The 26,603-nt window shown below is 68.1% G+C and carries 27 protein-coding genes; 19 read left to right on the top strand and 8 right to left on the bottom strand.

The window, feature by feature from the left end; all coding sequences use genetic code 11:
* Positions 1–124 precede the first annotated feature (124 nt).
* Positions 125–508 (bottom strand): prepilin peptidase, encoded by a 384-nt coding sequence (locus V1351_RS13985; RefSeq protein WP_338752557.1) that lies wholly within the window; start codon positions 506–508, stop codon positions 125–127.
* A 166-nt stretch (positions 509–674) separates the two neighbouring features.
* Between V1351_RS13985 and V1351_RS13980 the strand changes: the two genes are divergently transcribed.
* From V1351_RS13980 to V1351_RS13945, 8 genes are all read left to right on the top strand, one after another.
* Entirely contained in the window at positions 675–866 is a 192-nt protein-coding gene (locus V1351_RS13980) for a Flp family type IVb pilin (RefSeq protein ID WP_338748802.1), read from the top strand.
* 173 nt (positions 867–1,039) lie between these two features.
* Positions 1,040–1,441, top strand: a complete 402-nt coding sequence (locus tag V1351_RS13975; RefSeq protein WP_338748801.1) for a TadE family protein — start codon at positions 1,040–1,042, stop codon at positions 1,439–1,441.
* Entirely contained in the window at positions 1,429–2,655 is a 1,227-nt protein-coding gene (locus V1351_RS13970; RefSeq protein ID WP_338748800.1) for a pilus assembly protein TadG-related protein, read from the top strand. The genes V1351_RS13975 and V1351_RS13970 overlap by 13 nt, the downstream gene beginning before the upstream one ends.
* A gap of 40 nt (positions 2,656–2,695) precedes the next feature.
* A complete protein-coding gene (gene cpaB / locus V1351_RS13965; RefSeq protein WP_338748799.1) occupies positions 2,696–3,508 on the top strand; it encodes a Flp pilus assembly protein CpaB in 813 nt (270 codons plus the stop codon).
* A complete protein-coding gene (locus tag V1351_RS13960; protein WP_338748798.1) occupies positions 3,508–4,686 on the top strand; it encodes an AAA family ATPase in 1,179 nt (392 codons plus the stop codon). Before cpaB ends, V1351_RS13960 begins: the two co-directional genes overlap by 1 nt.
* Positions 4,683–6,062 (top strand): CpaF family protein, encoded by a 1,380-nt coding sequence (locus V1351_RS13955; RefSeq protein WP_338748797.1) that lies wholly within the window; start codon positions 4,683–4,685, stop codon positions 6,060–6,062. The genes V1351_RS13960 and V1351_RS13955 overlap by 4 nt, the downstream gene beginning before the upstream one ends.
* On the top strand, positions 6,059–8,011 hold the full coding sequence (locus V1351_RS13950; RefSeq protein WP_338748796.1) for a type II secretion system F family protein: 1,953 nt from the start codon (positions 6,059–6,061) through the stop codon (positions 8,009–8,011). Before V1351_RS13955 ends, V1351_RS13950 begins: the two co-directional genes overlap by 4 nt.
* A gap of 1 nt (position 8,012) precedes the next feature.
* Positions 8,013–8,942 carry a type II secretion system F family protein gene (locus tag V1351_RS13945; RefSeq protein ID WP_338748795.1) on the top strand — a complete coding sequence of 310 codons (930 nt, stop codon included), beginning with the start codon at positions 8,013–8,015 and terminating at the stop codon, positions 8,940–8,942.
* A gap of 18 nt (positions 8,943–8,960) precedes the next feature.
* On the opposite strand, the gene V1351_RS13940 is transcribed toward V1351_RS13945, so the two are convergent.
* The 3 genes from V1351_RS13940 to V1351_RS13930 all read right to left on the bottom strand — a co-directional run bounded on the left by V1351_RS13940 (position 8,961) and on the right by V1351_RS13930 (position 11,176).
* The gene (locus tag V1351_RS13940) at positions 8,961–9,305 is read right to left on the bottom strand and encodes a hypothetical protein (RefSeq protein ID WP_338752555.1); all 345 of its coding nucleotides are present in this window, start codon (positions 9,303–9,305) and stop codon (positions 8,961–8,963) included.
* A gap of 31 nt (positions 9,306–9,336) precedes the next feature.
* Positions 9,337–9,975, bottom strand: coding sequence for a DUF433 domain-containing protein (locus V1351_RS13935; RefSeq protein ID WP_338748794.1), 639 nt, complete (start codon positions 9,973–9,975; stop codon positions 9,337–9,339).
* 145 nt (positions 9,976–10,120) lie between these two features.
* Entirely contained in the window at positions 10,121–11,176 is a 1,056-nt protein-coding gene (locus V1351_RS13930) for a zinc-binding dehydrogenase (protein ID WP_338748793.1), read from the bottom strand.
* Positions 11,177–11,259: 83 nt separating this feature from the next.
* Here V1351_RS13930 and V1351_RS13925 point away from each other — a divergent pair, with 83 nt between their 5' ends.
* Together V1351_RS13925 and V1351_RS13920 are read left to right on the top strand one after the other, a co-directional pair.
* Positions 11,260–11,712, top strand: coding sequence for a MaoC family dehydratase (locus tag V1351_RS13925; protein WP_338748792.1), 453 nt, complete (start codon positions 11,260–11,262; stop codon positions 11,710–11,712).
* A gap of 1 nt (position 11,713) precedes the next feature.
* Entirely contained in the window at positions 11,714–12,994 is a 1,281-nt protein-coding gene (locus V1351_RS13920; RefSeq protein WP_338748791.1) for an MFS transporter, read from the top strand.
* Here the strand turns inward: V1351_RS13920 and V1351_RS13915 are convergent.
* Positions 12,960–13,619 (bottom strand): GntR family transcriptional regulator, encoded by a 660-nt coding sequence (locus V1351_RS13915; protein ID WP_338748790.1) that lies wholly within the window; start codon positions 13,617–13,619, stop codon positions 12,960–12,962. The two genes, V1351_RS13920 and V1351_RS13915, sit on opposite strands and share 35 nt — an antisense overlap.
* A 202-nt stretch (positions 13,620–13,821) precedes the next feature.
* Here V1351_RS13915 and V1351_RS13910 point away from each other — a divergent pair, with 202 nt between their 5' ends.
* From V1351_RS13910 to V1351_RS13870, 9 genes are all read left to right on the top strand, one after another.
* Positions 13,822–15,993, top strand: coding sequence for an acetate--CoA ligase family protein (locus tag V1351_RS13910; RefSeq protein ID WP_338748789.1), 2,172 nt, complete (start codon positions 13,822–13,824; stop codon positions 15,991–15,993).
* An 86-nt stretch (positions 15,994–16,079) separates the two neighbouring features.
* Positions 16,080–17,069 carry a tripartite tricarboxylate transporter substrate binding protein gene (locus tag V1351_RS13905; protein WP_338748788.1) on the top strand — a complete coding sequence of 330 codons (990 nt, stop codon included), beginning with the start codon at positions 16,080–16,082 and terminating at the stop codon, positions 17,067–17,069.
* A gap of 75 nt (positions 17,070–17,144) precedes the next feature.
* A complete protein-coding gene (locus V1351_RS13900) occupies positions 17,145–17,678 on the top strand; it encodes a tripartite tricarboxylate transporter TctB family protein (protein ID WP_338748787.1) in 534 nt (177 codons plus the stop codon).
* Position 17,679: 1 nt separating this feature from the next.
* Positions 17,680–19,209 carry a tripartite tricarboxylate transporter permease gene (locus V1351_RS13895; protein WP_338748786.1) on the top strand — a complete coding sequence of 510 codons (1,530 nt, stop codon included), beginning with the start codon at positions 17,680–17,682 and terminating at the stop codon, positions 19,207–19,209.
* Positions 19,210–19,216: 7 nt separating this feature from the next.
* Entirely contained in the window at positions 19,217–20,377 is a 1,161-nt protein-coding gene (locus V1351_RS13890) for an acyl-CoA dehydrogenase family protein (RefSeq protein ID WP_338748785.1), read from the top strand.
* Positions 20,374–21,387: an acyl-CoA dehydrogenase family protein gene (locus V1351_RS13885; protein ID WP_338748784.1), complete on the top strand. Its 1,014-nt coding sequence runs from the start codon at positions 20,374–20,376 to the stop codon at positions 21,385–21,387. Before V1351_RS13890 ends, V1351_RS13885 begins: the two co-directional genes overlap by 4 nt.
* Positions 21,388–21,398: 11 nt before the next feature.
* Positions 21,399–22,190 (top strand): enoyl-CoA hydratase/isomerase family protein, encoded by a 792-nt coding sequence (locus V1351_RS13880; protein ID WP_338748783.1) that lies wholly within the window; start codon positions 21,399–21,401, stop codon positions 22,188–22,190.
* Positions 22,187–23,080 carry an enoyl-CoA hydratase-related protein gene (locus tag V1351_RS13875; RefSeq protein WP_338748782.1) on the top strand — a complete coding sequence of 298 codons (894 nt, stop codon included), beginning with the start codon at positions 22,187–22,189 and terminating at the stop codon, positions 23,078–23,080. Before V1351_RS13880 ends, V1351_RS13875 begins: the two co-directional genes overlap by 4 nt.
* Positions 23,081–23,121: 41 nt before the next feature.
* Positions 23,122–24,099, top strand: a complete 978-nt coding sequence (locus V1351_RS13870; RefSeq protein WP_338748781.1) for an NAD(P)H-dependent flavin oxidoreductase — start codon at positions 23,122–23,124, stop codon at positions 24,097–24,099.
* An 85-nt stretch (positions 24,100–24,184) separates the two neighbouring features.
* On the opposite strand, the gene V1351_RS13865 is transcribed toward V1351_RS13870, so the two are convergent.
* Genes V1351_RS13865 through V1351_RS13855 form a run of 3 tightly spaced genes read right to left on the bottom strand, consistent with a single transcriptional unit; the run spans position 24,185 to position 26,528 of the window.
* Positions 24,185–24,940, bottom strand: coding sequence for an SDR family NAD(P)-dependent oxidoreductase (locus tag V1351_RS13865; protein WP_338748780.1), 756 nt, complete (start codon positions 24,938–24,940; stop codon positions 24,185–24,187).
* Between the two features lie 35 nt (positions 24,941–24,975).
* The gene (locus V1351_RS13860) at positions 24,976–26,142 is read right to left on the bottom strand and encodes an acetyl-CoA acetyltransferase (RefSeq protein WP_338748779.1); all 1,167 of its coding nucleotides are present in this window, start codon (positions 26,140–26,142) and stop codon (positions 24,976–24,978) included.
* Positions 26,139–26,528, bottom strand: coding sequence for a Zn-ribbon domain-containing OB-fold protein (locus tag V1351_RS13855; protein WP_338748778.1), 390 nt, complete (start codon positions 26,526–26,528; stop codon positions 26,139–26,141). The genes V1351_RS13860 and V1351_RS13855 overlap by 4 nt, the downstream gene beginning before the upstream one ends.
* Positions 26,529–26,603: the final 75 nt, after the last annotated feature.

Genomic DNA, 26,603 nt, shown 5'->3' with positions numbered 1-26,603 from the left:
CTGTCCCCTGGGTGGGTCGACGAGGCCATGTTGACACGCCGGTCGGCACGAGTGTGGGACCGGGTGCGGCGCCGCGTCGCGTTCTGGACGAAGGGGGCGGTCGACGGACGAGGTCGGGCGGCCGTCAGGCCAGGACGAGCCGGAGCACTGCTGGGGCGGCGAGTGCGGTGACGGTGCCGAGCAGCATCGACGGGCCGTAGGCGAAGTCGTCGCGACGGCCCTTGCGCCCCAACGCAAGCACGAGTACGGCGACGACCCCGCCGATGAGGAAGGTCGCCAGTGTCGCCCACAGGACCTGCGTCCAGGACAGCCACCCGAGCAGCATGCCGAGCAGACCGGCGAGCTTGACGTCACCGAAGCCCATCCCGCTGCCCGGCAGGATCGCCATGACGAAGAAGAGCAGGAAGAGTGCGAGCCCGGCGAGCAGGGCCCGGGCGAAGGGGGGCCACTCGCCCGTGGCGTAGCTGCAGATCGCCAGCAGCGCGGCGAGTGCCGGGTAGGCGGGCAGCTGGATCCTGTCCGGCGGGGATCAGTGCTGCGCTGACGAGATCAGACCACCGGCCGGCACCACCACCGACGAAGTCCCCACGTCGGGTACGACCGCAGTTCCCTGCAACAACTCGATCGCCACAGGTGCCGCCGGCACGTGCGGCACCCACAGAAGGAGAAACACCATGCTCGAGATCTTCGTTCGCCTGCAGAGCCTCATGTCCCAGCGCGAGAAGGGTGCGACCGCCGTCGAGTACGGCCTGATGGTCGCCCTCATCGCCGTCGCCATCATCGGCGCGGTGTTCGCCTTGGGCGGGGAGCTCACGAACCTCTTCAACGAGGTCACGACGGGGATCACTAACCCCGGTGGCCAGTGATGACCTGACGTGAAGTGATCCGTGGCGGGGTGCCGCAGCGTTGACGCCCCGCCACGGATGTCCGTGGTCACGAGCCCACCGGGCGGGCGTGACCAGAAGACTTCTGTGATTCTCCAGGCTCGATAGCCGGACAGTCACCCACACCAAGACCGACCACGCGAAAGGGGCGGATCATGCGCTCTATCCGACGCAGTGGCCATCGCTGGCACGACCGCGGCGCAGCGGCCGTCGAGATAGCGATCATCCTGCCCATGCTGCTCCTGGTCATCGGCGGCATCGTCGACTTCGGTCGGTTCTTCTTCTACGAGGTCACGTTGACGAATGCGGTCCGTGAAGGCGCCCGCGTCGCGGTCGTCGACGACGCGGCAGATGTGGAATTGAGGGTCAGGACCGCCACCAACAACATGACCGGGATCACCGTTGTGCCTGGATCATGCTCCCCAGGTGGCGACGTGAGCGTGACCGCGACTTACCCGAGCTTCACGTGGTTCGTGCTCGACCCCGCGATGGGCATGTTCGGCAGTGAGATGACCCTCGAGCCCAAGGCAAAGGCGGTCATGCGATGCGAGGTCTGATGCGGAGCTTCAGTCGACGCGGGAATCAGCAGGAGCGCGGTGCGGCTGCGACCCTTCTCGCTGTTCTGCTCGCCGGGGGGGGGGGGGTGGTCATGGGCATGCTCGCCATCAGCATCGACATCGGAAACATCATGTACGAGCGGCGTCAGGTGCAGAATGCCGCCGACGCGACCTCGTTGGCCCTGGCCGCGGAGTGCGCCAAGGCCGCAACCAACTGCGATCCCGACCGGGTCGACGACCTGCTCGGAGCCAACTCCCATGACGCCTTGGGGCAGTACGGCAAGACCAAATACACCGACGGTGCCTGTGCCAGTGGCACAGCAGAGCAGGTCGGGACGGTTCTCGGTGATTGCACCATCGACGGCGACATGACCGACCTCAGCAAGTGCCCCCCGCTCCCGTCGAAGTTCAGCACTGGTATCCCCTACGTCGAGACCTATGGAGCCACCAAGAGCGCCAGCGGGGACAAGTTGTTCCTGCCCTTCTCCAAGATGCTGGTCACCGGTGAAGCCGATGACGTGAGCGTGAGCGCATGCGCCCGGGCCGCCTGGGGTCCGCCGGGAAGCACCGGGGCGACTCTGCCCATCACGATCGGTCAGTGCGACTGGGCCAACAAGACTGCGGTGGGCGGGGTCGCTGGAGAGAAGTACGCGCCGTCCCCGCCTTACACCCCCGAGGGCAATGGAGGTCTTCCGCCCGCCGTCCCCGCTGAGATCGCTGCTGGAGGCTACGCGACCGGGATCTTCACGCACGACAGCGGCGACCACAAGTGCACCGGAAGTCCCGGCCACCACTACCCCGGTGGGTTCGCCTGGTTGGCGAACTCGGACTGCGTGGCCACCATCGATGTCGGCGGCTGGGTCGACGGCGCCCCGGGTAAGAGCGACACGTGCTCGGCGAGTGAGTTGAAGAAGTACATCGGGACCGAGGTTTTCATCCCCATCCATGTCGCCGCGGACGGGACGGGCAAGGGCGGCAAGTACCAGATCTCCGGGGTGGCGTCCTTCTACTTCGCCGGCTGGCACGGAATGTCCGGGGCTGCGCCGACCAAGACCTATGAGATCTACCAGGAGCCCAGCGCGGTCTGCACCGACAAGTGCAATGACTCGGTCTCCTACATCTGGGGATGGTTCACCTCCGGCCAGCTGCCCGTGGGCTCCATCGATCCGGACGCCGATGACTTCGGCGTGAACATCATCAAACCGGCCGGGTGACCCGACCAATGTCATCCCCTATCGAGAGTGAGCGTCCCGCATGAACCGTCGCGTCATCGCCGTGCTCGTCGCGGTCCTGCTGGCCGTGGTCGGAGCAGCCCTGGTCATCAACTACGTCCGCGGCGCGGACCAGCGTGCTGTCGCCGATGCCCAGCCGATCCCCGTGTACGTCGCGTCGCAGGTCGTCCCGGCGGGCACCACCCTCAAGGACGCGCTGCGCAGCGAGCTGATCACCGAGACCACGGTGGCCGCGGCGGCATTCCCCTCCGGTGCGCTGGAGGAGATCGGTCCGGACAACAACGCCCTGTTGGCGCTCTCCGACGTAGCGGCCGGCGAGTTCCTCATGGCCGACCGCTTCGGGACGACCCCCACGGGGGAGAAGGCCATCCAGGTGCCATCCGGCATGGTCGCCATGTCCGTCGAGCTGTCGGACCCGGCCCGCGTCGGTGAGTTCGTCACCCCGGGGTCGAACCTCGCGATCTATGCGACGCACGAGATCAAGCTCACCGGCGGCAGTGATGAGGCCACGGAGTTCAACGACCTCGACGTGCAGGGCACGAGCGTCCTGCTCCCCGATGTGCAGGTCATCGCCATGGGCGACACCGCGCTCTCCGCTCCGAAGCCGGCGCAGGACGACGAGGAGCAGGCGCAGCAGGACAGCGCGCCCAGCTTCCTCGTCACCGTGGCGGTCGATCCGAAGGACGCGCCCCGACTGGCGCACGGCATCACCGAGTACACCCTCTACGCCGGACTGCGGGGATCGGACGTGAAGATCGGGACGGACTCGCACGCCAACGACATCACGATCTTCCCCCAGGACGCCGCAGCCGACCTGACGAATGCGGTGAAGTGATGACGATCCTGTGGAGCCTCGACCCGCGCGTCAGCGAGACCTACCGCTTCGCGCTCGGCGGGGGGGTGGCGGTGCTGACCCACGCACCACACATCACCAAGGCCGTCGACGAGTCGGCGGACCAGCACCTCGTCGTCATCGGTCTCGACATCGGTGTCGACCCGGCGTGCGAGCTCGCCGAGCGCCTGCGGGTGGACCGCCCCGAGGTCGGTGTCCTCCTCCTGCGTCAGCGGATCGACGTGAACGTCCTGGCCCAGGCACTGCGCAGCGGCATCCGCGAGGTCGTGCAGTCCGACGACCAGACGACGCTCGCCGATGCGGTGCGGCGCAGCGAGCAGCTGACGGCACAACTCGTCGGCGAGGGAGCGGGTCGTGGCGACCGGGAGAGCCACGGTCGCATCATCACCGTCTTCTCGGCGAAGGGGAGTGTCGGCAAGACGACGCTGTCCACCAACATCGCCGCGCACCTCGCGGCCAGCGGTGCCCGCACGCTGCTCGTCGACCTCGACCTGATGTTCGGCGACGTCGCGATCAGCCTCCAGCTCGTCCCGGCCGGGACGGTCAGTGACCTCGTGGGCATGCGTGGTCACCTGGACCGGGCGGGTCTGGAGTCCGTCGTGGCCACCCACGAGCAGACGGGTCTGGACGTCATCGCCCCGTCGAGTGACCCCGCCGACGCGGAGCGGGTCCCGGCAGACGTGATCCTCGAGCTGCTGCGCACCGCTCGGACCCACTACACCTACGTCGTCGTCGACACCCCGCCGTCCTTCACCGAGCACGTCCTGACGGCCCTCGACGTCAGCGACCTCACCCTGCTCGTCGCCACGCTGGACATCCCGGCGGTGAAGAACCTGCGGCTGGCGATCAACACCCTGGACACGTTGGGTGCCTCCAAGGACTCCCGGGTGATCGTGCTCAACCGGTCGGGCATCAAGGTCGGGCTCGACGTCGACGAGGTGGAGACGGCCCTGAAGCAGTCGGTCTCGGTGAGCATCCCCAACGACCTCGGCGTGCCCAAGGCGGCCAACCGCGGGTACCCGATCGTCGTGCAGGACCAACGCAACCCCGCGGCCGTGGCCATGCGTGAGCTGGCCGACCAGGAGGTGCGCGCCCGCTTCGGTGAACCGGTCGAGCAGGGCCCGCGGCGTGGCTTCGGACGGCGAAGGAGCAGGGCATGAGCAATCTGGCCGAACGTCTGGAGCAGGCGCGCAGCGCCCGGGCCGGTGCGGCCCCGCCGCAAGCGGGCCCCACCCGGCGTGCCAAGGCACCACGGCGACGTGAGGACCCCTTCGCCGACGTCAAGGACCGCGTCCACCAAGCTCTGGTGGCCTCCCTCGGCCCCCGGCTCTACGACCCGCACCTGTCCGAGCAGGAACTGGCCAGCCAGGTGCGTCACACCCTGCAGCAGGTCATCGACTCCGAGAACACGCCGCTGTCCCAGTCGGACCGGACGAAGATCGCCCAGGACGTCTCCGACGACATCCTCGGCCACGGCCCGCTCGAGCCGTACCTGCGCGACCCCGACGTCACCGAGATCATGGTCAACGGCGCGGACGACATCTACATCGAGCGGGACGGGCGGATCTTCCCCACCGGCACGCGCTTCGCGGACGAGTCCCACCTGCGCCGCACGATCGACAAGATCGTCTCCCGCGTCGGACGTCGCGTCGACGAGTCCAGCCCCATGGTCGACGCTCGCCTGCCCGACGGCTCCCGCGTCAACGCCGTCCTGCCGCCGGTCGCCCTCGACGGCTCGATGCTGACGATCCGCAAGTTCGCCAAGGACCCCTTCACCGACAGCGACCTCATCGCGATGGGCACGATGTCCACGCCGGTGCGCGACTTCCTCGAGGCGTGCGTGCGCGGCCGACGCAACATCCTCATCTCCGGCGGCACCGGCTCCGGCAAGACGACGACGCTCAACGTCGTCAGTTCCTTCCTGCCCGAGGAGGAGCGGATCGTCACGATCGAGGACGCGGCCGAGCTCCAGCTGCACCAGCGGCACGTGCTGCGCACCGAGTCCCGCCCGCCGAACATCGAGGGCAGCGGTGCGATCGCCATCCGCGAGCTCGTCCGCAACGCGCTGCGCATGCGACCGGACCGGATCATCGTCGGTGAGGTGCGTGACGGCGCCGCGCTCGACATGCTCCAGGCGATGAACACCGGCCACGACGGATCGCTGACGACCATCCACGCCAACTCGCCCCGCGACAGCCTCTCCCGCCTCGAGACGATGGTGCTCATGGCGGGCGTCGACCTGCCGGTCCGAGCGATCCGCGAGCAGGTCGCCGGGGCCATCGACCTCATCGTCCAGCAGGCCCGGCTCAAGGACGGCTCGCGTCGCATCGTCGCCATCAGCGAGGTGATCGGGATGGAGGGGGACGTGGTGACCCTGCAGGACGTCTTCACCTTCGACTACTCAGCCGGGCGTGACGAGCACGGCCGCTACCTGGGGCAGCTGCTGCCCACCGGCGTCCGACCGGGGTTCGTCCAGGACCTCGCCGACCTCGGGGTCGAGCTGCCGGTGCACCTCTTCGCCCGGATCGCCCAGTGACCCACCTCCTCCAGCGCCTCCTCGCCGCCGTCACCCTCACGGTGGCCCTTCTCGTGCTGTCGGGGACGGCAGCCAACGCCGCCCCCGACGTCTCGATGAGCGACGTCGAGTCGCAGTCGCAGGCCGTGACCGGGGTGCTCACCTTCCGCGGCCCCGAGGTCGTGCAGGTCGACCCGGACAGTCTCACCGCGACCATCGACGGTCGCGAGCACGAGGCGAGCGTTGCGAAGTCGACGAGCATCGAACGGTCGGCGATGCTCGTCATCGACACCAGCGGGTCGATGGGCGCCGACGGGATGGCGACCGTGCGCGCGGCCACCCGCGCCTACCTGGACGCGGTACCCACGGACGTGAAGGTGGGGGTGGCGACCTTCGCCAACACCGCCGGGGTGGACCTGAAGCCCTCCCACGATCGCGCGCAGGTCCAGCGGGTCGTCGACGGACTCGTCGCGCGCGGTGAGACGAGCCTCTACGCCGCCGTGCTCGCCGCCGCCAAGGCCCTGGGCGATGAGGGCGACCGCAGCATGGTCCTGCTCAGTGACGGCGCCGACACGGTGAGCGCCAAGCCGAAGGCTGATCTGAAGAAGGCGACCGCAGCAGTGCGGGAGCGCGGCATCCGCGTCGACGTCGTGCGGTTCCGCACCGAGGACGAAGAAACGATGAATGCCCTCAAGGGGTTCGCCGAGGCCGGCGACGGGTCCATCCTCGCCGCCGCCGACGCCGAGGCGGTCGGGGACGCCTTCCAGACCGCCGCTCGTGCGCTGAACTCGCAGGCCCCCTTCGAGATCACGACACCGGACCAGCTCGCGGGACGCCACGTGGTGCGCCTCGAAGGGACGGCCAACGGCGCCCCCTTCGCCGTGGAGCGGACCGTCACCCTCGAAGGAGTGGCTGCGGCTGAGCCGGCCGCGCCGGCCGAGACTGCCGACGCCGCAGCTCCAGAGCTGGCCACCGGCGGTCTGCCGGGGTGGTCGCCGTGGCCGTGGGTCGCCGCCCTGACCGTCGGCGTGGCGATCTTCCTGTTCGCCCTGGGCCTGATCACCCCGACGGTGCGCTCCCGTCGCGAGCTGCGTCTGGCCGGCATCGACGACTACGTCGTCCCGGTCAAGCAGTGGTCCCGCCGGGAGGGACGTGACGACGGCAAGGCGGTGAGCGAGCGCCTCATCGATTTCGGTGAGCGTCGGATGGCCAAGCGCGGCTCCACCGCTCACACGATGCTGCTGATCAACCGTGCCGACCTGCCCCTGCGCGCAGGGGAGTGGTACGTCCTGTGCGGCGTGGCGATCATCGTCGCCATCGCCGTGTTCATGCTCCTGGTGCCCGGGCCCTGGGTCGTCGGAGTGATCGTCGGACTGCTCGTCGGGATCGCCGTACCCCAGGTGGTGCTGCGTCTGCTCGCCGCACGCCGGGCGCGCGCATTCGAGCGGGTGCTACCGGACTCCCTGGTGCTCGTCGCGACGAGCCTGAAGAGCGGCTTCGGTCTGATGCAGTCCCTGGATGCCGTGGCGCAGGACTCCGCACCGCCGGTGGACAAGGAGTTCTCCCGGGCCCTCGCCGAGACCCGCATCGGCACGGACATCGCCGACGCCCTGGAGCGGATGGCCGAGCGGATGGGCAGCGAGGCGATGGCGATGGCCGTCATGGCCATCCGCATCCAGCGGGAGGTCGGCGGCAACCTCGCCGAGACCCTCGAGACGACCGCCCACACCCTGCGGGAGCGGGAGGTCCTCTTCCGTCAGGTCAAGGCTCTCTCGGCGGAGGGGCGACTGTCGGCCTACATCCTCATCGCGCTGCCGTTCGCCCTCTTCTTCTACATGCTGCTGGTCAACTTCGAGTACATCCAGTTGCTCTGGACCACGGCGCTGGGTCTGTTGATGTCCGTCGGCGCCATCGTCGGCATCGTCATCGGCATCATCTGGATGCGCAACGTCGTCAAGATCGAGGTGTGACATGACCACCGCACTCATCGGGGCCGCCCTCCTCGCGCTCGCCCTCCTCGTGCTCGTCCTCGTGCTGGCGATCTCGCTGCGGCCGTCCGAACCGACCGGGGTGGCGCGCGGTCTGGCCCTGATCGAAGGGACGGCGTCCGCGCAGTCGGCCGTACGCAGCGAACTGCCGGCCTCGGAGCGCTTCGTCGCCCCGATCATCGACGGATCCCGGCGCCTGGCGACCCGCCTGTCCCCGGGTGGGACGGTCGAGCGGCTCGCCAACGGCCTGGACAAGGCAGGCAACCCGGCGCCGTGGACGGTCGACCGGATCATGGGTGTGAAGGGGATGCTGTTGCTGCTCGGGCTGGCGCTCGGGTTGCTGTTCGGGGACATCAGTGTCGTCGGGGTGCTCCTCGCGGTCTTCTTCGGGGCGGCGCTGTTCTACCTGCCGGACCTGCTGCTCTACAACGCGTCGTTGCGTCGGCAGGAGCGCACCGCCAAGGACCTGGCTGACGTGCTCGACGTGCTGACCGTCTGCGTCGAGGCCGGCCAGGGGTTCGACGGGGCCGTGCTGCGGGTCGCGCGCACCACCGACGGACCGCTGTCGGGTGAGTTCGCCCGAGTGCTCTCCGAGATCCAGCTCGGCAAGACCCGAGGGCAGGCGTTCTCCTCGATGGGCGAGCGGGTCGTGCTGCCGGAGGTGAAGAACTTCATCTCCGCGATCGTGCAGGCCGACCGGCTCGGCATCCCGATCGCCAAGGTCTTGCGTGAGCAGACCTCCGCCATGCGTGTCGTCCGGCGGCAGAAGGCGGAGGAGCAGGCGCAGAAGATCACCGTGAAGATCCTCTTTCCGCTGCTGTTGTGCATCTTCCCCGCCATGTTCGTCGTCATCATCGGGCCCGGTGCGATCCGGATGATGGAGAACATCTTCGGCTCCGGCGGGGCACTGTAGGGCGGGTTGTTGATGGGCTCATCTGGGACGCGTGTACTTCGTGACCTCTGACTGCCTGATCACGTAGATCCCGGGTTCGCCAGCAGCAATCAGCCTGAGGATGCGATTCCGGTGGCGTTCGAGAAGTTCGACCATGTCCAGCGCCCGCAGATTCTGGCGAGCGAGCGTGAACAACATCCCGTCTCCCACTGCAACTGCTTCGTGGTCTCGACGGCGGATCGCCGCGTCCTTGGTGAGCAAGTGCCACCCGTTGGCAGTGCCTTCGGAGATCCACTCCTCGTCGAGGACGTCCTGACCGTCGTTGTCGTAGTACTCAGCGATCAGATGCACCGTCCACCCACGGGCGCGAAGTTCTCGCGCCACCACCTTGCCCAGGCTTCTGTCGCAGAAGAACTCAGGCGGCTGCGCGGCAGATCGTCTCGACCTGCTCACGGGTGAGATCAAACTCCTCTGCGATCAAGTCCATCGGGTCACCGGCGCGCCACATCTCTGTGATCGCCGCAACCGGGACTCGGTTCCGCTCGACGACTGGTTGACCCCAGGCAAAACGGGGGTCGATGATCACCGGCGCAACTTCCGAGTACTGCTGGAGTGTGATGGCGGCGGGCCAGTCGTCATCACCCCAGCGGATGAAGCGCAGGTGACTGTCGATGACCTCGCGGAACGGCTGTTGCCCGTCGTGAGCACGGGCGAGCTCGCCTGTGGCGTACTCGATGAAGATGTCGGCGCCGTCCGTGGCGACCCGCTTCGTCGCCAAAGCGTACGGCGTGTCGAACTCACGGCGGACCGCCATCGCCGCGTCTCGGACCTTCGGCAGCGACAGCTTGAGGTCGTGCCGCAGCAGACGTAGGACGTGGGCCTCAACGACCCCCACGAAGGGGATCGTCGGCCAGTTGTGGGGTTGGTCGGGGACACGATGCACCAGCGGGCCGCGCGTGTCCGTGAGCCAGGCGTGGAGTGTCCCCTTCGGGATGGCGAGGTGCCGACTCGTTGCGGACAGCGTCAAAATCGGTGTCTCCACGATGTCGCGCATGCTGCCTCCTCCCTAGCGAGTCCTCGGATGTCTCCCATTCTGACGGATGGACTCCAGCTGCGCTGGCGCCATGGCCACTGTTGTGGACAGCAGCAGACGAGGTGAAGTGGCGGCGAGTACTTGGGCTCTCAGGATGTTGGTGGTCTCACACCGGGGTGACGTCGATCTGGGCCTTGATCGTGCGCCGCTCAGCCATGTCGGCGTAGGCAGTGCCGATCTCGTCCAGCGTGTAGCGACGGTTGAAGACGGCGCCGGGGAGCAGTGTGCCGTCGAGGACGTCCGGGAGAAGCCCGGGGATGAGGGCGCGAGCAGGGGCCCCTCCACCACGCAGGCCGAGGTTCTTGATGAAGAGGTCACGGGGTCGCAACGGTACGCCGTGGGGGATTCCCACCATGCCGATCTGGCCCCCGGGTCGCGTGCAGTCGATGGCCTGCTGCAGGCTCTGCTCCGACCCCACGCACTCCAGGACGTGGGCTGCGCCGAGGCCCCCGTGGAGCGCGCGGATCCGGGCCACCCCTTTCGCCCCCCGCTCGGTCACGATGTCGTCGACACCGAATGCCCGGGACGTCTCCTGACGATCCGGGTGGCGCGACATGATGGTGACGCGCTCTGCGCCGAGCCGCCGTGCGGCCAGGACCGCGCAAAGACCCACCGCACCGTCCCCGATGACCACCACCTCACTGCCGGGCCGGACCCCGGCGCACTGCGCAGCGTGAAGACCGGTGGGCATCACGTCGGTGAGCGCGAGGAGGTGGGGGAGCAGCGCCTCGTCGAGGCCGCCGGGGACCGGCACGAGTGTGCCGTCCGCGTACGGAACCCGGACTCGCTCGCCCTGGCCGCCGTCGAGGTCTGCGCCATCGCGGTCGCTCTGCCCCCAGTACGAGCCGCGGTGGCAGTTCGACGTGTAGCCGTCGGAGCACGGGATGCAGGTGCCGTCGCTGACCTTGAAGGCCGCGATGACGGCGTCGCCCGCCTGGACCGTGGTGACATCTGGCCCGACCTGTTCCACCCGGCCGATGAACTCGTGCCCCATCCGTCGTGGCTGGTCGAACGGGTTGTCACCGCGGTACCACCACAGGTCGGAGCCACAGACCGCAGCGGTGGTGACGCGAACGACCGCGTCCGTGCCGTCGACGATGCGCGGCTTCGGGCGTTCTACCAGAGCGATCTCACCGGGGAGGTGCAAGACAGTGGCGCGCATTCGGTGACCCTCCGACGATTCTCTGATAATGTCCAAACCGTATACAAAAATGTATCAGATACTTGAGATGTGGAGGAGCCGACATGCGGGTGTTTGCGGGGCCAGAGGAGTTGCAGGAGGCCGCCGGTCAGGAGATCGGCGTGAGCTCATGGCTCGAGGTGACTCAGGATCGCGTGGACCAGTTCGCCGAGGCTACGGGGGACAACCAGTGGATCCACGTCGACCCTGAGCGCGCGGTTGACGGGCCCTTCGGCGGCACGATCGCGCACGGGTACCTCACCCTGAGTCTCATGGTCCCCTTCATGCTGGAGATCTACCGCGTGGAGAACCGCAAGCATGCGGTCAACTACGGGGTCAACAAGGTCCGCTTCCCGGCGCCGGTCCCGGTCGGGTCGCGTCTGCGAGGGCGCCTGGCCCTGACAGCCGCCGATCCGATCCAGGGAGGGCTCCAACTCGTGTGGAAGGTCACCATCGAGCGCGAGGGCGGGGATCGGCCCGTGTGTGTCGCCGAGAGCATCACCCGCATCTACTTCTGACGTGCCGACCGCGCCCAGAGCAGGGCGGTCCACCTGGCAGCTGCTGACGGACCGGCGGTTCGGCTCGTTCATCCTCGGCAAGACGCTGGCCTTCGTGGGTGTCTGGATCCACAACGTGGTCGCGGCGGTGCTCGCGTGGCAGATCACCTCGTCGGCCACCTGGGTCGCCGTCGTCAGTGTGGTCCAGTTCCTGCCTCAGGTCCTGCTGGCGCCGGTCGTCGGGCCGATGACCGACCGGGCGAACCAAGGGCGGATGGTCGCCGCCGGACGCGCCTTCTGCTTCTCCGGCTCGGCGGGTCTAGGCCTGTGGGTCCTCGCCGCCGGTGTGGATGGCCTGGGGCTCCCGGTCCTTCTGGTCGCGACCTGCGTGGTCGGTGTCGGTTTCGCCGTCAGCGGCCCGGCCATGCAGGCGATGATCCCGGACCTCGTCGAGCCGGACGAGCTCGGTCGGGCGGTCGGGATCGACTCCCTTCCAACCATGCTCGGTCGAGCCGCGGGGCCGGCGATCGGCGCGTTGCTCGCCGCCTTCGTGGGGTCCGGAGCTGCCCTGGTCACGGCGGCCGGAGGGCACCTGGCGTTCGGGCTGATCGCAATGTCCCTCGCTCGTGGCGAGGTTCCCCGGGCGCGGGTCGAGGGCGGTGGCTTCCTCGACGGCCTCAGCTACATACGGCGGAACCCGGTCGTGATCCTCCTGCTTCTGGGTGTCACCGCCGTCGGCATGGGGGCCGATCCTGTCGTGACCCTCGCTCCCGCGATGGCCGACGGGCACGGTGTCGGTGAGGAGTTCGTCGGGTACTTCGGCTCGGCCTTCGGGGTGGGTGCCGTGCTGGGGAGCCTTGTCGCCACCACGGCAAACTCGGGACGGCACGCTCCGATCGCGCCCGTGCTGGGTCTCCTCGTCCTGGGTGGGGGTCTCGCCTCGATTCCACTCATGTCGACGGCGTGGACGGTGTGCGCTTGCTTCCTCGTGGCCGGTGTGGGCTTCACCATGGCGCTATCCGGGTGCACTACGAGGCTCCACCAGGTGGTGCCTCCCTCGATGCGAGGACGGGTGATGTCCTTGTGGCTCATCGCCTTCATGGGCACCCGGCCCCTTGCCGCGATGGTGAACGGCCTCTTGGCCGATGCATTCGGCACGGGGGCCGCGCTGGTGGTGATGGGCGCCTATGTGGCCACCACTGCGGGGCTCTGCCTGCCCGGAGTGCTGCAGAGGGCAACTCGACCCGAGGTGGACTTGCCCCTCTCCGTCAGCGCGGGCGGGAGAAGCCGATGCGCTGGGTGACCAGGGCCTCGGTGGAGCGCCGGTGCTCGTTGGAGATCTCGATCAGGGCCTCGATGTCGCCGTTGCGGATGGCGTCCATCATCTGGATGTGCTCCTCGTACACGCGCAGGCGGGAGTCGGCGGCCTGGATGTACAAAGAGCGGTAGAAGCTCGACATGTACCAGAGCCTCTGGACCTCCTGGGTGACCAGGTGGAGGTCTGAGTAGGCGAAGAGTCGAAAGTGGAACTCGTGGTTGGTGTCCTGGTACTCGTCCGGGTTGTCGGACGAGGAGAGCGCGGACAGCTTCTCATTGAGCGCCTCGAGCTCGTCGACATCGACGGTCGACAGGTCGATCGACCGGAGGATCTCGGTCTCCAGAAGGCGGCGCATCAGGTAGATCTCGGCGAGGTCCTCACCGCTGAATCGGGAGACGGTGAAGCCGGTGTTGGCCTTGTAGGTGAGCACGCCCTCGGCCTGCAAGGTGGACAGGGCCTCACGGACGGGGATGCGGCTGACGTTCAGCACCTCGGCGATCTCGCCCTGGTGGACCTTCTGGCCGGGGAGTAGATCTCCGGAGATGATCATCTGGCGGATCTCGGTCAAGCAACGTTGGACGCCGGTCGTCGCGGACGTCTTGGTGGCCATCGGGGCACTCCTGGATTCAGTGGGTCACCCCTCGGGTGGGGTGGGCAGACTCGGGTCTACATCGGTGTCGGCAGCGTATCGGCCGCACTCCGAGATCGGAGAACATTTTCTTATACATTCTTGCATCCGATCTTGCATTCAGGACAATTCCTCTCTACGTTGTGTGCTACGACACCTCGTCGCGACGAAAGGACCCGTGGCTGTGACCACCACTTCGCCCCCGATCGACTTCGGTACCCGGACGCACTCCGCCCGCAAGGCGAACGTCGCGGGGCTCGACGCGCTCTTCGAGCCGCGGAGCATCGCCGTCCTCGGGGCCTCCTCGGACCCCACCAAGATCGGTGGTCGCCCCGTCCACTTCGCCAAGGAGTCCGGCTTCACCGGAGCCGTCTACCCCGTCAATCCCAAGGCCGACACCATCCAGGGCCTGCCGGCGTTCCCTGACATCGAGTCGATCCCGGGGGAGGTCGACCTCGCGCTCATCGCCCTGCCGAACTCGGCCGTGACCGACGCCGTCCATGCCTGCGGCCGCAAGGGCGTCAAGGTCGTCACCATCTTCAGCGCTGGCTTCGCGGAGATGGACGAGAACGGCGATGCGCAGCAGCAGAAGCTCGTCGACATCGCTCGCGGCTACGGCATGCGCCTCCTGGGCCCCAACTGCATCGGCAGCATGAATCGACGCACGGGCGCCGTGGGCACCTTCGCCGCGTCCTCCGGCGTCCCCTTCACCCAGAAGCCCCTCGCCACGGTGGCACTGGCGAGTCAGAGCGGAGCGATCGCCAGTGAGTGGGTCGTCGCCGGCACCCAGCAGGGGCTGCAGTTCGACCCCTGGCTCTCCACCGGCAACGAGGCCGACATCCAGCTCGCCGATGTCCTCGCGCACATGGCGATGGACCCGTCGGTGGAGATCATCGCGGCCTACCTCGAGGGATGCCGCGACGGGGACCGTCTGCGGGAGGCCCTCGAGCTCGCCCAGGAGGCTGGCAAGCCGGTGGTCGTCCTGAAGGTGGGTCGTTCGGAGGTCGGGGCCACGGCCGTTGCGTCCCACACCGCCTCCCTCGTGGGGGCCGACGAGGTCTTCGACGCCCTCTTCCAGCAGTACGGCGCCATTCGGGTGGACTCGATGGCCGAGATGTTCGACGTCTGCTATGCGCTCGCGATCGGCAAGCTCCCCGAAGGTGACCGCCTCGGCATCCTCACCGGATCGGGTGGCGTCGGGATCCTCGCCGCGGATGAGGCCGGCGAGAGCGGACTCGAGGTGCCGCCGACGTCGCCGTCCTTGCAGCGCGACCTCAAGGCCATCTGGCCGCCAGCGGGCGTGGGCAACCCCGTCGACCTCACCGCCCAGCTCATGAACGACCCCAAGCTACTGCCGAGCTTCATCGACGCCTGTCTGGCCGACGGCGGCTTCGACCAGCTCGTGCTCGGCGTCATCTACATGGGATTCCTGGAGCCGTGGTCGGATCTCCTCGTCAACGGCCTGACGTCCGCACGTGCCGCGCATCCGGATGCCCCGATCGTCGTGACGGCCTCGACGCGGCCGGAGGTGAGGCGAGCCATCGAGGAGATGTCCATCCCCGTCTTCGCCGACATCTCCAACGCGGTCAAGGTCATGGGTCGGATCAATGACTATGCGCGCCGTCGCCGCGAGTTCGAGGACCGCCGGGCGTCCGATGCGACGGCGACGGACAGCACGGCCGTCCTTCCCGGGCTCCCGGAGACCATGACTGAGGTTACGGCCAAGGCCTTCATCTCGGCAGCCGGCATCGACGTTGTTCCCGAGGCGGTTGTGACCTCGGCTGCCGAGGCGGCACAGGCGCAGGCGGGCCTCGACGCCCCGGTCGTCCTGAAGATCGTCTCCCCGGACATCGCACACAAGACCGAGGCCGGTGGTGTGGTTCTGGGCGTTGCGACGCCCGAGGAGGCGGCTGCTGCCTATGACCAGATCGTCGCCTCAGCGAGGGCGTACGACGGCGGCGCTCGCATCGAGGGAGTCCTGATCTCGCCGATGGTCACCGACGGCGTCGAGACGATCATCGGAGTGTCCAACGACCCGACGTTCGGCCCGGTGGTCGTCTTCGGTCTCGGGGGCGTCTTCGTCGAGGTCCTCAAGGACGTCACCTACCGCCTCGCGCCGTTCGGCCTGGAGACGGCCAAGTTCATGATCGGCGAGATCCGGGGCTCCGCCATGCTGGCGGGCGCGCGGGGTGCCGAACCGTCTGACGTCGAGGCACTGGCCCGGGCGCTGGTCGCGCTGTCGCGACTGGCCGACGCCCACCGCGACCGCCTCGACAGCATCGACGTCAACCCGTTCATCGTGCGACCGGTCGGCCAGGGCGCTCTCGCGCTCGACGCGCTGGTCACCACCCGCTGACAGCCACGACAGGCCACGTCACCGGCGGGTCCCAAGAGCCTCCCGTGAGCCTGCCGGCAAGTAAGTCACTACAAAGGAGTAGGAACATGAAGAAACTGGGCATCGGCACTCTCGCCGGCGTTCTGGCCCTGTCGATGGCTGCCTGCGGGAGCTCTGGCTCCGCTGGTGGCTCCGGAGGCGAGGGATACCCCGACGATGACATCAACATGACCGTGACATATGCGGCCGGGGGGCCCACGGACATCTCCGGGCGAGCAATCGCAGCCGCCTTCGAAAAGCAGCTGGACACATCCGTCGTCGTCCAGAACGTCGAGGGCGCCTCTGGCTCCGTCGGGTCGGCTGAGGTCGCGCGTGCCAAGCCCGACGGGTACAACATCGGCATGACGACGACGTCGGCCGTGAGTCGGGTCCCTTTGATCGAGGATGTGGGCTTCACGCTTGAGGACGTTGCACCGATCGGCGTTGTAACGCAGGGAGCAGGTGTGCTCCTGGTTGGTGTCGACTCGCCGTACGAGTCCATAGACGACTTGGTGAAGGCCGCGAAGGATAAGCCCGGCGAGATCAAGATCGGTGCTGCCGGCGCACAGACCCCGCAGGCCGTCGAGATCGAGCGGTGGCAGAGTGAGTACGACGTCCCGGTGCAGCTCGTGCCGTTCCAGGGTGACGCCCCAGCTGTGACCGCACTCCTCGGCGGCAATGTCGATGCGGTCGTGCCCGCATACACCGAGAGCGTCCAGGCCCATCACGAGGCAGGCAAGATCCGCCCGCTCGCGGTGATGGGATCCGAGCGGGTGCCCTTCTTGCCCGACACTCCCACCTTTGCCGAGTCCGGCTTCGAAGATCTCATCTATGGGGTTTCGACATTCATCCTGATCGCTCCGGCCGGGACGCCCGATGACGTCATCGCCACGCTTGAGGACGCTCTGGAGAAGGCTGTCCAGGACGAGGCGACCTACGAGGCGCTGTCGGGCGAGATCATGGTTCCCGAGGAGTTCATCGGGTCCGAGGAGCTGACCAAGAAGATGAACGAGGAGATCGCGGTCCTTGAGCCAGTGCTGAAGGACCTCTTCGGCTGATCCGCTCGTGTGGGGCCCGGGAACATTCCCGGGCCCCACACACCGGATCGGGCAGGCCCTCCGAGAGGACGGATTATGAGCGAGATGACGGATCAAGAGCAGACCCTCACCGAGGTCGCCACTGAAGGGTCCGAGCGCCGCGTGCGAGGCACCGGATGGATTGCGTCCAAGGTGCCTTTGCTATTCGTGGTGGCCGTCGCCTTGGTCTTCCACGTCAAGGGCGGGGACATGGCCGTAGGAACGCTGAGCCAACCTGGCCCCGGGTTCTGGCCCCGGGTCCTGGTCATCTCGTTGATCGTGAGCTCGGTCGTCGGCCTGTGCGTCGACCTGACCGACGGCATCGAGGCATTCGAGCTGTCCAACTCGGTACGCGTCCTCGCGGGCTTCGTCGCACTGTGCCTCTTCGTGGTGGTGTTCCAGAACACCGGCATGATCCTCGCCGGGATGATCCTCCTGATGCTCTGGCTGAAGGGCCTCAACGGGGAGTCTTGGCGGCTGTCCGCGATCATCGCCGTCGTCGCGCCGATCCTGACCTATCTGTTGTTCGCCCAGGCCCTGGGGGTTCGCTTCCCCGACGACATCGTCGCCAGTCTCTGGGGAGGTCGCTGACATGGGACCCCTGTCGCTGCTCGCTGACGGATTCAGCGTCGTCCTCGCTCCTGAGAACCTGCTCTTCGTCTTCCTCGGGGTCACGATCGGGACTGTCATCGGTGTGCTCCCGGGACTCGGCCCCACCGCGACTATCGCGTTGTTGCTGCCCATCACGTACTCGATCTCTCCCGAGGCCGCGATCATGATGCTGGCCGGCGTCTACTACGGGTCGATGTACGGGGGCACCATCACCTCGGTCCTGCTGCGCATCCCCGGTGAGGCGGCGAGCGCCATCACCGCCGTCGACGGTTACGAGATGACGCGTCAGGGACGTGGTGGTCCAGCGCTCGGGATCGCAGCGATCGGCTCCTTCATCGGCGGCACGGTCGCGATCCTCGGCCTGGCGTTCGTGGCGCCGCTGCTCGCCTCATGGGCGCTGCGCTTCGGTCCGCCGGAGTACGCGGCCCTGACCATCCTCGGTCTCGTCCTCGTGACCTACTTGGGCACCAAGTCGACCCTTAAGAGCGTCATCGCAGCGCTCCTCGGCCTCCTGCTCGCAGTGGTCGGCCCGGACCCGATCATGGGTACGTCCAGGTACTCCTTCGGCATCCCGGAGATGTTCTCGGGGATCGACTTGGTCGCGATCGCCATGGGCCTCTTCGGTATCGGCGAGATCATGTACAACCTCGAGAAGCGGCTGACGGGTTCAGGCACGATCGGCGAGATCAACGGAATCATCCCCACGCGCGACGACTGGAACCAGTCCCGGGGCTCCATCGCCCGAGGCACCCTGCTCGGGTTCCCCATCGGCATGCTGCCCGGTGGCGGGGGAGTGATGTCGTCGCTCGCCTCCTACGCGACTGAGAAGAAGCTTGCCAAGGACCCGAGCCGTTTCGGCAAGGGCGCCATTCAGGGCGTCGCGGGCCCTGAGACGGCCAACAACGCGTCGTCGATCTCGGCCTTCATCCCCCTTCTCACGCTCGGCCTGCCGTCCAATGCCGTCCTGGCCCTGATCCTCGGCGCCCTGATGATGCAGGACATCACCCCCGGGCCGAACATGATCGTGGAGCACCCCGAGCTGTTCTGGGGAGTCATCGCCTCCATGTTCATCGGCAACGCGATCCTGCTCGCGCTGAACCTGCCGTTCGTGGGGATCTTCGTCCAGCTGCTCCGGGTCCGCATCGGCATCATCGGTGGCATCGCCCTGCTCGTGACCCTCGTCGGCGTCTACACGATCAACTACACCGAGTTCGACATGTGGGTCATGCTCGCCGCCGGGCTGGTCGGCTACCTCATGCGGAAGACGGGCTTCGAGCCCGCCCCGCTCGTGCTCGCATTCGTGCTGGGAAGTGTGCTCGAGATCGCCTTCCGACAGTCGATGCTGCTGTCGGAAGGCTCGATGTCCATCTTCTTCTCCCGCCCCGTCGCGGCTTCGATCTTCGCGGTCATGGGGTTGGTCGTCCTCTCCTCGATCGTCGGTGCCGTCCGCCGGCGACGTGGCACCACGGGCGGCTTCATCGACAAGACCAAACAACTCGCGGAGGACTGACCCCACCATGGATCTGACGTTCACACCCGAGCAGCAGGCGTTTCGGCGCGAGCTGCAGGACTGGTTCACCGAGAACAGGCCCCAGGGCCGACTCGACAGCCCGTACTCCGAGCCCGGCTTCAGCCAGCACATGGAGTGGGAGACGAAGCTGCACGCGGCAGGATGGGCCGCTCCGAGCTGGCCGAGCGAGGCCGGCGGACGCGACCTCGACCCGTGGGCCGAGTTCATCTACGACGAGGAGTACGCCCGCTTCCGCCTCCCCGAGCGCCTGAACAAGATGGGCCTGGTCCACGGCGGACCGACCGTCATGGCCCACGGGACGGAGCAGCAGAAGCGGGCCTTCCTCCCCGGCATCCTCGACTGCTCGGACATCTGGTGCCAGGGCTTCTCCGAGCCCGGTGCCGGCAGCGACCTCGCCGCGGTGCGCACGACGGGCCGGATCGAGGGCGACACCATGGTCGTCGACGGCCAGAAGATCTGGACGTCCCAGGGTGTCATCGCCACGACCATGTTCGCCCTCGTGCGCACCGACCCGCAGTCCCGCGGGCACCGTGGGATCACCTTCGTCATCATCGACCTGCGCTCCCCGGGGGTGGAGGTGCGGCCGCTCGGGCAGCTGCACGGCAACCCGGGTTTCGCCGAGGTGTTCTTCACCGGAGTCGAGGTACCGGTGGCCAACGTGATCGGCGAGGTCGGCGACGGCTGGCGGGTGGCATCGACCTCGCTGGCGCTGGAGCGCGGGACCTCGCGCGGCAGCCAGACCCGCATGGAGCAGGCTCTGGTCGACCTCGCACGCGACACCGCCGACGCAGGCTCGGACCCGAGGTCCGTCCGACGTCTGGGAGAGCTCGCCGCGTGGGTCTCTGCCTACGAGCAGGCCGCCTACGCCTCCACCCACGAGATCGCCACGGGGCGGAGCAAGGACTACTCCAGCTTCATCAAGATGCTGGGAACCGAGATCCTCACCGCGGTGCACGAGGAGAACCTCGAGGTGCTCCAGGCGGGCGCCGAGGTCATGGCCGACCACGGTCCGAACAACGAGATGTTCGGCATGCGCCGCAACTACTGGCATGGCCGTGGTGCGGAGATCTACGCCGGATCCAACGAGATCCAGCGCAACCTCATCGCCGAGCGCCAGCTCGGCCTTCCCAAGGAGCCACGCGGATGAAGATCGCATTCGAACCCGAGCAGCACGACCTGGCGGCGGGATTCGACCGCGCCGCAGCCGCTGTCGCCAGCCCCCAGGTCGCCCGTGGCCTGTGGGACACCGAGACCGGTCGTTCCGCGGACCTGTGGCGGGCCGTGGCCGAGATGGGGCTGACCGCGATCGTAGTCCCCGGGCAGAACGAGGGGTTCGGCGGCACGCTCGTCGACCTGGCCCTCGTCCTGGAGCGCATCGGTCACCACGCGGTCCCGGACGCCCTGCTGGAGGCGCTCGTGACGGGCCCGGTGGCGATCGCCCGGGCCGGCTCGAGCAAGCAGCAGGAGGCATGGCTCCCCGGCATCGCCGACGGGTCCATACGCGCGACCGCGGCACTGCGGGGGCTCACCTCGGTGCCCGACGCACATGTGAGCGACGTGCTCGTCTACCGGGAGGGCGAATCCCTGCACCTGGCGGACCTGAGTCGCTGCGCCCTCACGCCGCTGGTCTCGATGGACCCCTCGCGACGGCAGTTCGCCGTCGAGGTCCCGCCCGAGGCCGCCGAGCCGCTGCCCGGCTCCGCGGCGGCTCTCGAGGCGGTGTTGGCGCACGAGGCATCCGGCTCGGCCTCGGTCCTCATTGGGCTGGCGCAGCGGATGATCGACTACACCGTGGACTACGTCCAGGTACGCGAGCAGTTCGGACGGGTCATCGGCTCCTTCCAGGCGGTGAAGCATCAGCTGGCGGACGCGACCGCGCGGATCGTCCTGGCCCGGTTCCAGGTGCACGCCGCGGCCGCCAAGGTCGCTGCCGGCGCTGAGGACGCGCGCCACGCGTCGTTGGCCGCCCGCCGAGTGGCCCTCGACGCCGAGTTCGAGGCCAACCGCGCTGCCTTGCAGCTCCACGGGGGCATCGGGTTTACCTGGGAGCACGACTTGCAGATCTGGCTCAAGCGGGGCAAGGCGCTCGAGCAGGCCCACGGCAACAGGGGAGAGGTGGCGGACGAGCTCGGCGCCGCCGTCCTCGCGACTCTGTGAAAGAGACGATCATGACAGCGACGACCGAAGACCCGGTACTCCTCTCCCGTGACGGGGCGGTCGCGACGATCACCCTCAACCGGCCCCACCGCAAGAATGCCCAGACCGCCGAAGGGTGGGACCGGCTGTACGACCACTTGCGTACCGTCGCGACCGATGACTCTATCCGCGCAGTGGTGCTCACCGGTGCCGGTGGGGCGTTCTGCGCCGGCGCGGACATCTCCGGTGTTCCGGGCGGGCACCCGCTGACCCGGGTGCGCAACATCAGCCGCACCGCCGAGGCGCTCTACACCCTGCCCACGCCCGTCATCGCCAGGGTGGAGGGTGCCGCGGTCGGCGCCGGGTGGAACCTCGCCCTGTGCTGCGACTTCGTCGTCGCCGCGGCGGACGCGAAGTTCTCCCAGATCTTTGCGAAGCGGGGCCTGACCATCGACTTCGGCGGTTCTTTCCTCCTGCCCCGTCTCGCGGGTCTGCAGCAGGCCAAGCGGCTCGCCTACCTGGCCGAGTTCGTCACGCCCGACGAGGCGCGCGAGCTCGGACTCGTCACCTGGGTCACGCAGCCCGACGAGCTGGACGCCTTCGTGGCGGATCTGGCAACTCGCCTGGCGGCCATGCCACCCATCGCCCTTGCGCAGGCCAAGGACCTCCTTCAGGCGGGCGTGCTCCAGTCGATGCGGGAGGCACTCGACTCCGAGGCCCGGGCACAGGCGGTCAACTACGCGACGGTCGATGCGCCCGCTGCGTTCAAGGCCTTCGCCGACAAGACGGACGTCGAGTTCACCGGGGAGTGGGGCATCAAGTGAGCCACCCGACCCACATCTCGGTCGGCGTGGTCGACCGCGTCATGGAGATCACCCTCGATCGACCGGACCGGCTCAACGCCTTCACCCCCCGGATGACCGTCGAGCTCGTGCAGGCCCTCGACCGCGCCGACGCCGACGACGAGGTCCGGGCCGTGATCGTGACCGGCGCCGGCCGGGGATTCTGTGCCGGGGCCGACCTCGGTTCGAGTGGCGCTAAGCCATTCGCCTACCAAGGCGCGGGCATGCAGCCGGCTCCCGACGAGGAGGACTCGATCAACGGCCTGCGCCGGGACGGCGGCGGCCGGATCGCCACCCGACTGGCCTCACTGCGCAAGCCGGTGATTGCCGCGATCAACGGAGCGGCGATCGGGGTCGGGGTGACCATGACACTGCCGATGGACGTCCGCATCGCCTCGACGACGGCGAAGTTCGGCTTCGTCTTCGCCCGACGGGGGATCGCACCGGAAGCCGTTTCCAGCTGGTTCCTGCCCCGCGTCGTCGGCATCGCGCAGGCGAGCGAGTGGGCCCTCACCGGGCGTGTCTTCGACGCCGACGAGGCGCTGCGTGGTGGTCTGATCTCTCGAGTCGTCGAGCCCGAGGACCTGCTCTCGAGCGCGCGCGCCATCGCCCGCGAGATCGCCGACAACACCTCGGGGGTCTCAGTGGCGGTCACCCGCAGGATGCTGTGGTCACAGCTGACCCAGACCGACATCTGGCAAACCCACGACCTCGAGTCCCGCCTCATCGCCCAGATGAAGACCGGGCCGGATGCCGCCGAAGGCGTCGAGGCGTTCCTCGCGAAGCGCCCCGCGGTCTTCGAGGCCGGTCTCGAAGACCACGTTCCCGACTTCTTGCCCGATTGGCCGGTCAGGCCCGACTGGGCCCACTGACCACCCTTCGCCCGCCACCCACAGCCAGAGACGAGGCAGACATGTTGAGTACCCGCTTCACCGAGACCTTCGGTGTCGAGCACCCCATCGTCCAGGGAGGGATGCAGTGGGTAGGCCGGGCCGAGCTCGCCGCGGCCGTGTCCAACGCCGGCGGACTCGGCATCATCACCGCACTCACTCAGCCCACCCCCGAGGACCTCGCGACGGAGATCCGCCGGGCGCGGGACATGACCGACAAGCCGCTGGGCGTCAATCTCACCATCCTGCCCTCGATCAACCCGCCTCCGTACGACGAGTACCGCCGCGTCATCGCGGAGGCAGGCATCACGATCGTCGAGACGGCCGGGCAGAATCCCGAGCCGCACATGGCGTTCTTCCATGACCACGGGATCAAGGTGCTGCACAAGTGCACGAGTGTGCGGCACGCCGTCAAGGCCGAGGCAGTCGGCGTCGACGGCGTGAGCATCGACGGCTTCGAGTGCGCAGGGCATCCCGGCGAGGACGACACCCCGGGACTCATCCTCATCCCGGCCGCGACGAGCAGGATCACGATCCCGGTGATCGCCTCCGGCGGGATCGCCGACGAGCGGGGCCTGGTGGCGGCACTGGCGCTGGGCGCAGACGGGGTCAACATGGGGACCCGATTCATGAGCACGCAGGAGTCCTTCATCCACGACCGGGTCAAGAACCGCATCGTCGACGCGACCGAGCACGACACTGAACTGATCTTCCGTCCGCTGCGCAACACCGCGAGGGTCGCGCGCAACGAGATCAGCACCAAGGTCGTCGAGATGCTGGACGCGGGCGCCGTGTTCGCCGATGTCAGGGACCTCGTTGCTGGTGTGCGCGGTCGCGAGGTCTACGAGACCGGCGATCTGGATGCCGGGATCTGGTCCGTGGGGATGGTTCAGGGCCTCATCGAGGATGTGCCCACGGTGCAGGAGCTCGTCGAGCGGATGGTCGCCGGTGCCGAGCGGATCATCTCCGAGCGCTTGGGCGGGTTGATCACCGCAGGGTGAGCCACGACTGCACCCGAACGAAGGGGAGGGGCGTGGTGCCTGATCAGGCACCACGCCCCTCCCCTTCGTCCTGCGACCGGTCCGGTCAGCGCACGGGCACTCGACCGCCGTCGACCGAGAAGGTCTGGCCGGTCATGTAGCTACAGTCCGGCGACGCGAGAAAGACGTACACTCCGGCGATCTCCTCCGGCTCCGCCCAGCGGCCGAGCGGGATCGTGTCGAGGTACTTGTCCTTGAAGCGCTCGTCGGTGCGGATGGTCTCCGTCATCGGCGTGGAGGCCGCCGGCGCGATCGCGTTGACGATGATGTTGGACGACGCCAGCTCCTTGGCCGCGGAGCGGGCCATGCCGAGCAGCGCGGCCTTGGCGGTCGCGTAGTTGATCTGGCCGATGGTGCCGTTGATTCCGGCAGCGGAGCTGGTGAGGATGATGTTGCCCTGCTTGAGCTCACGCATGGCGGGCACGACGGCCTGGAGCCAGTAGAAGCTGCCGTTGACGTGGGTTGCCTGGACGAGGTCCCACTGCTCGTCGGTCATCTTCCACAGCATCGCTGGGCGGGTGACGCCGGCGTTGCTCACGAGGATGGTGATCGGCCCCAACTTCTCGGCGACCTCGGCTGCCGCTGCGTTGACAGACTCTCGGCTGGCCACGTCGTTGGCGACGCCGATCGCGATGCCGCCAGTGGCAGTGATGGCGTCGGCGACCTCGGTCGCCCGGTCGCCATCGATGTCGATGACGGCGACCTTGGCGCCCTCGGCGGCGTAGCGCTCGGCGATGGCGCGACCGATCCCTTGGCCGGCGCCCGTGACGACGGCAACGCGGTCCTGCAGGATTCGTGACATATCTGGTTCTCCCTGAACTGTGGTGGTCAAGCTGGTCAGATGGTGCTGGCATCGCCGAGCAGGGCGGTGGCCTGGCTCGACAGGACGCCGCCGTTGCCGTGGACGAGGCCGACGTGGGCGTCCTCCACCTGGCGGTCCCCGGCCTCGCCGCGCAGCTGCCGCGCGGCCTCGATGACGAGGAAGATCCCGTACATCCCGGGGTGGGTGTAGGACAGGCCGCCGCCGTTGGTGTTGACGGGAAGTCGCCCTCCCGGGGCGATGCCGCCGTCGGCCACGAATGCCCCTCCTTCGCCCTTGACGCAGAAGCCGAGGTCCTCGAGGAAGAGCAATGTGTTGATCGTGAAGGCGTCGTACACCTCGACGACATCCACGTCCGCCGGGCGCAGGCCAGCGAGCTCGAAGGCGCGGGGCCCGGACTCGGCTGCGGCCGTGGTCGTGAGGTCCGGAGTCGTCGATATGTTCATGTGGCGCGACGCCTCGGCCACCGACAGGATCGGGACGATGGGGCGCCGCAGGTCGCGGGCGCGCTCGGTGGTGGTGACGATGACGGCACCCGCGCCGTCGGTCACGAGGCAACAGTCCCGCACCGAGAGGGGGGACGAGATCATGCGGGCCCCGAGGACGTCGTCGACACTCAAGTCGTCCCGGGCGAAGGCTGCCGGGTTGAGCTGAGCCCACTGGCGTGCAGCGACGGCGATGTGGGCGAGGTGCTCGCGCGTCGTGCCGTACTCGTGCATGTGTCGGGCGGCCGCGAGTGCGTATCCGGAGACCGGCATGCGAGGACCGAACGGCAACTCGTAGGACGGCACCAAGTTGGCACCCGACGTGGCCAGACCACCGGAGTGGGAGCGCTGGTTGCTGCCGTAGGCGATGAGCGCGACCTCGCACATCCCGGCGTTGATGGCTGCCGTCGCGTGCCGCAGGTGCGCGACGAACGAGCTGCCGCCGGTGGCCGTGGTGTCGACGTACCGGGGGGTGAGGCCCAGGTACTCGCTCAGGGTGGTGGCCGGGAAGGTGAAGAAGGCCGAATGGCAGAAGACGGCGTCGACGTCGGAAGGTTGGAGTCCGGCGTCGGCGATGGCGTCGAGGGAGGCCTCGCCCGCGATCTGGAGGGCCGATACGCCCGGGCCGACCTCGCCGATGCCGGCTTCCGCCACGCCGACGACGGAGGTGCTGCCGCGCAGCTGCTCCTCGCGCATCATGCGGGCACCGCCTGGATCAAGGCGGCGCAGGGGAGGGGGACGCCGTCCTCGGTGAGGGGACGGATGTCGATCTGGACCCGGTCCCCGATGCGGGCCGTCGTGGCATCATCGCCGTCGAGACGGGACATCATCCGGAAGCCGTCGTCGACGTCGAGGATGACGACGGTGTAGGGGTCTGCGTTGCGCGGCGAGATCGTCGTGGCGGAGTAGATCGTGGCCTCGGGCCCGGCGTCCTGCCAGACCAGCTCGCGGGAACCACAGGTCGGGCAGGCGGGGCGCGGTGGGAAGACCGCGTGGTCGTTGTCGCAGCGCTGGAAGGATAGCGAGCCCTCGGAGAGTCGGTGCTGGTAGATCGCGTCGAGCGACCGTTCCTCTGTCGGATTCATGTGCGTCTCCTGGCGATTGGACGAGATGGCATTCATGATAGTATACATTCATGCATGAATTCGCTAGATGCTCGA

It is taken from the genome of Janibacter sp. A1S7 (assembly GCF_037198315.1).
In the GTDB taxonomy this organism is placed as follows: Bacteria; Actinomycetota; Actinomycetes; order Actinomycetales; family Dermatophilaceae; genus Janibacter; species Janibacter alittae.
Note: the sequence above shows the minus strand (reverse complement) of the source record. Positions and strands in the feature narration are given on the sequence as shown.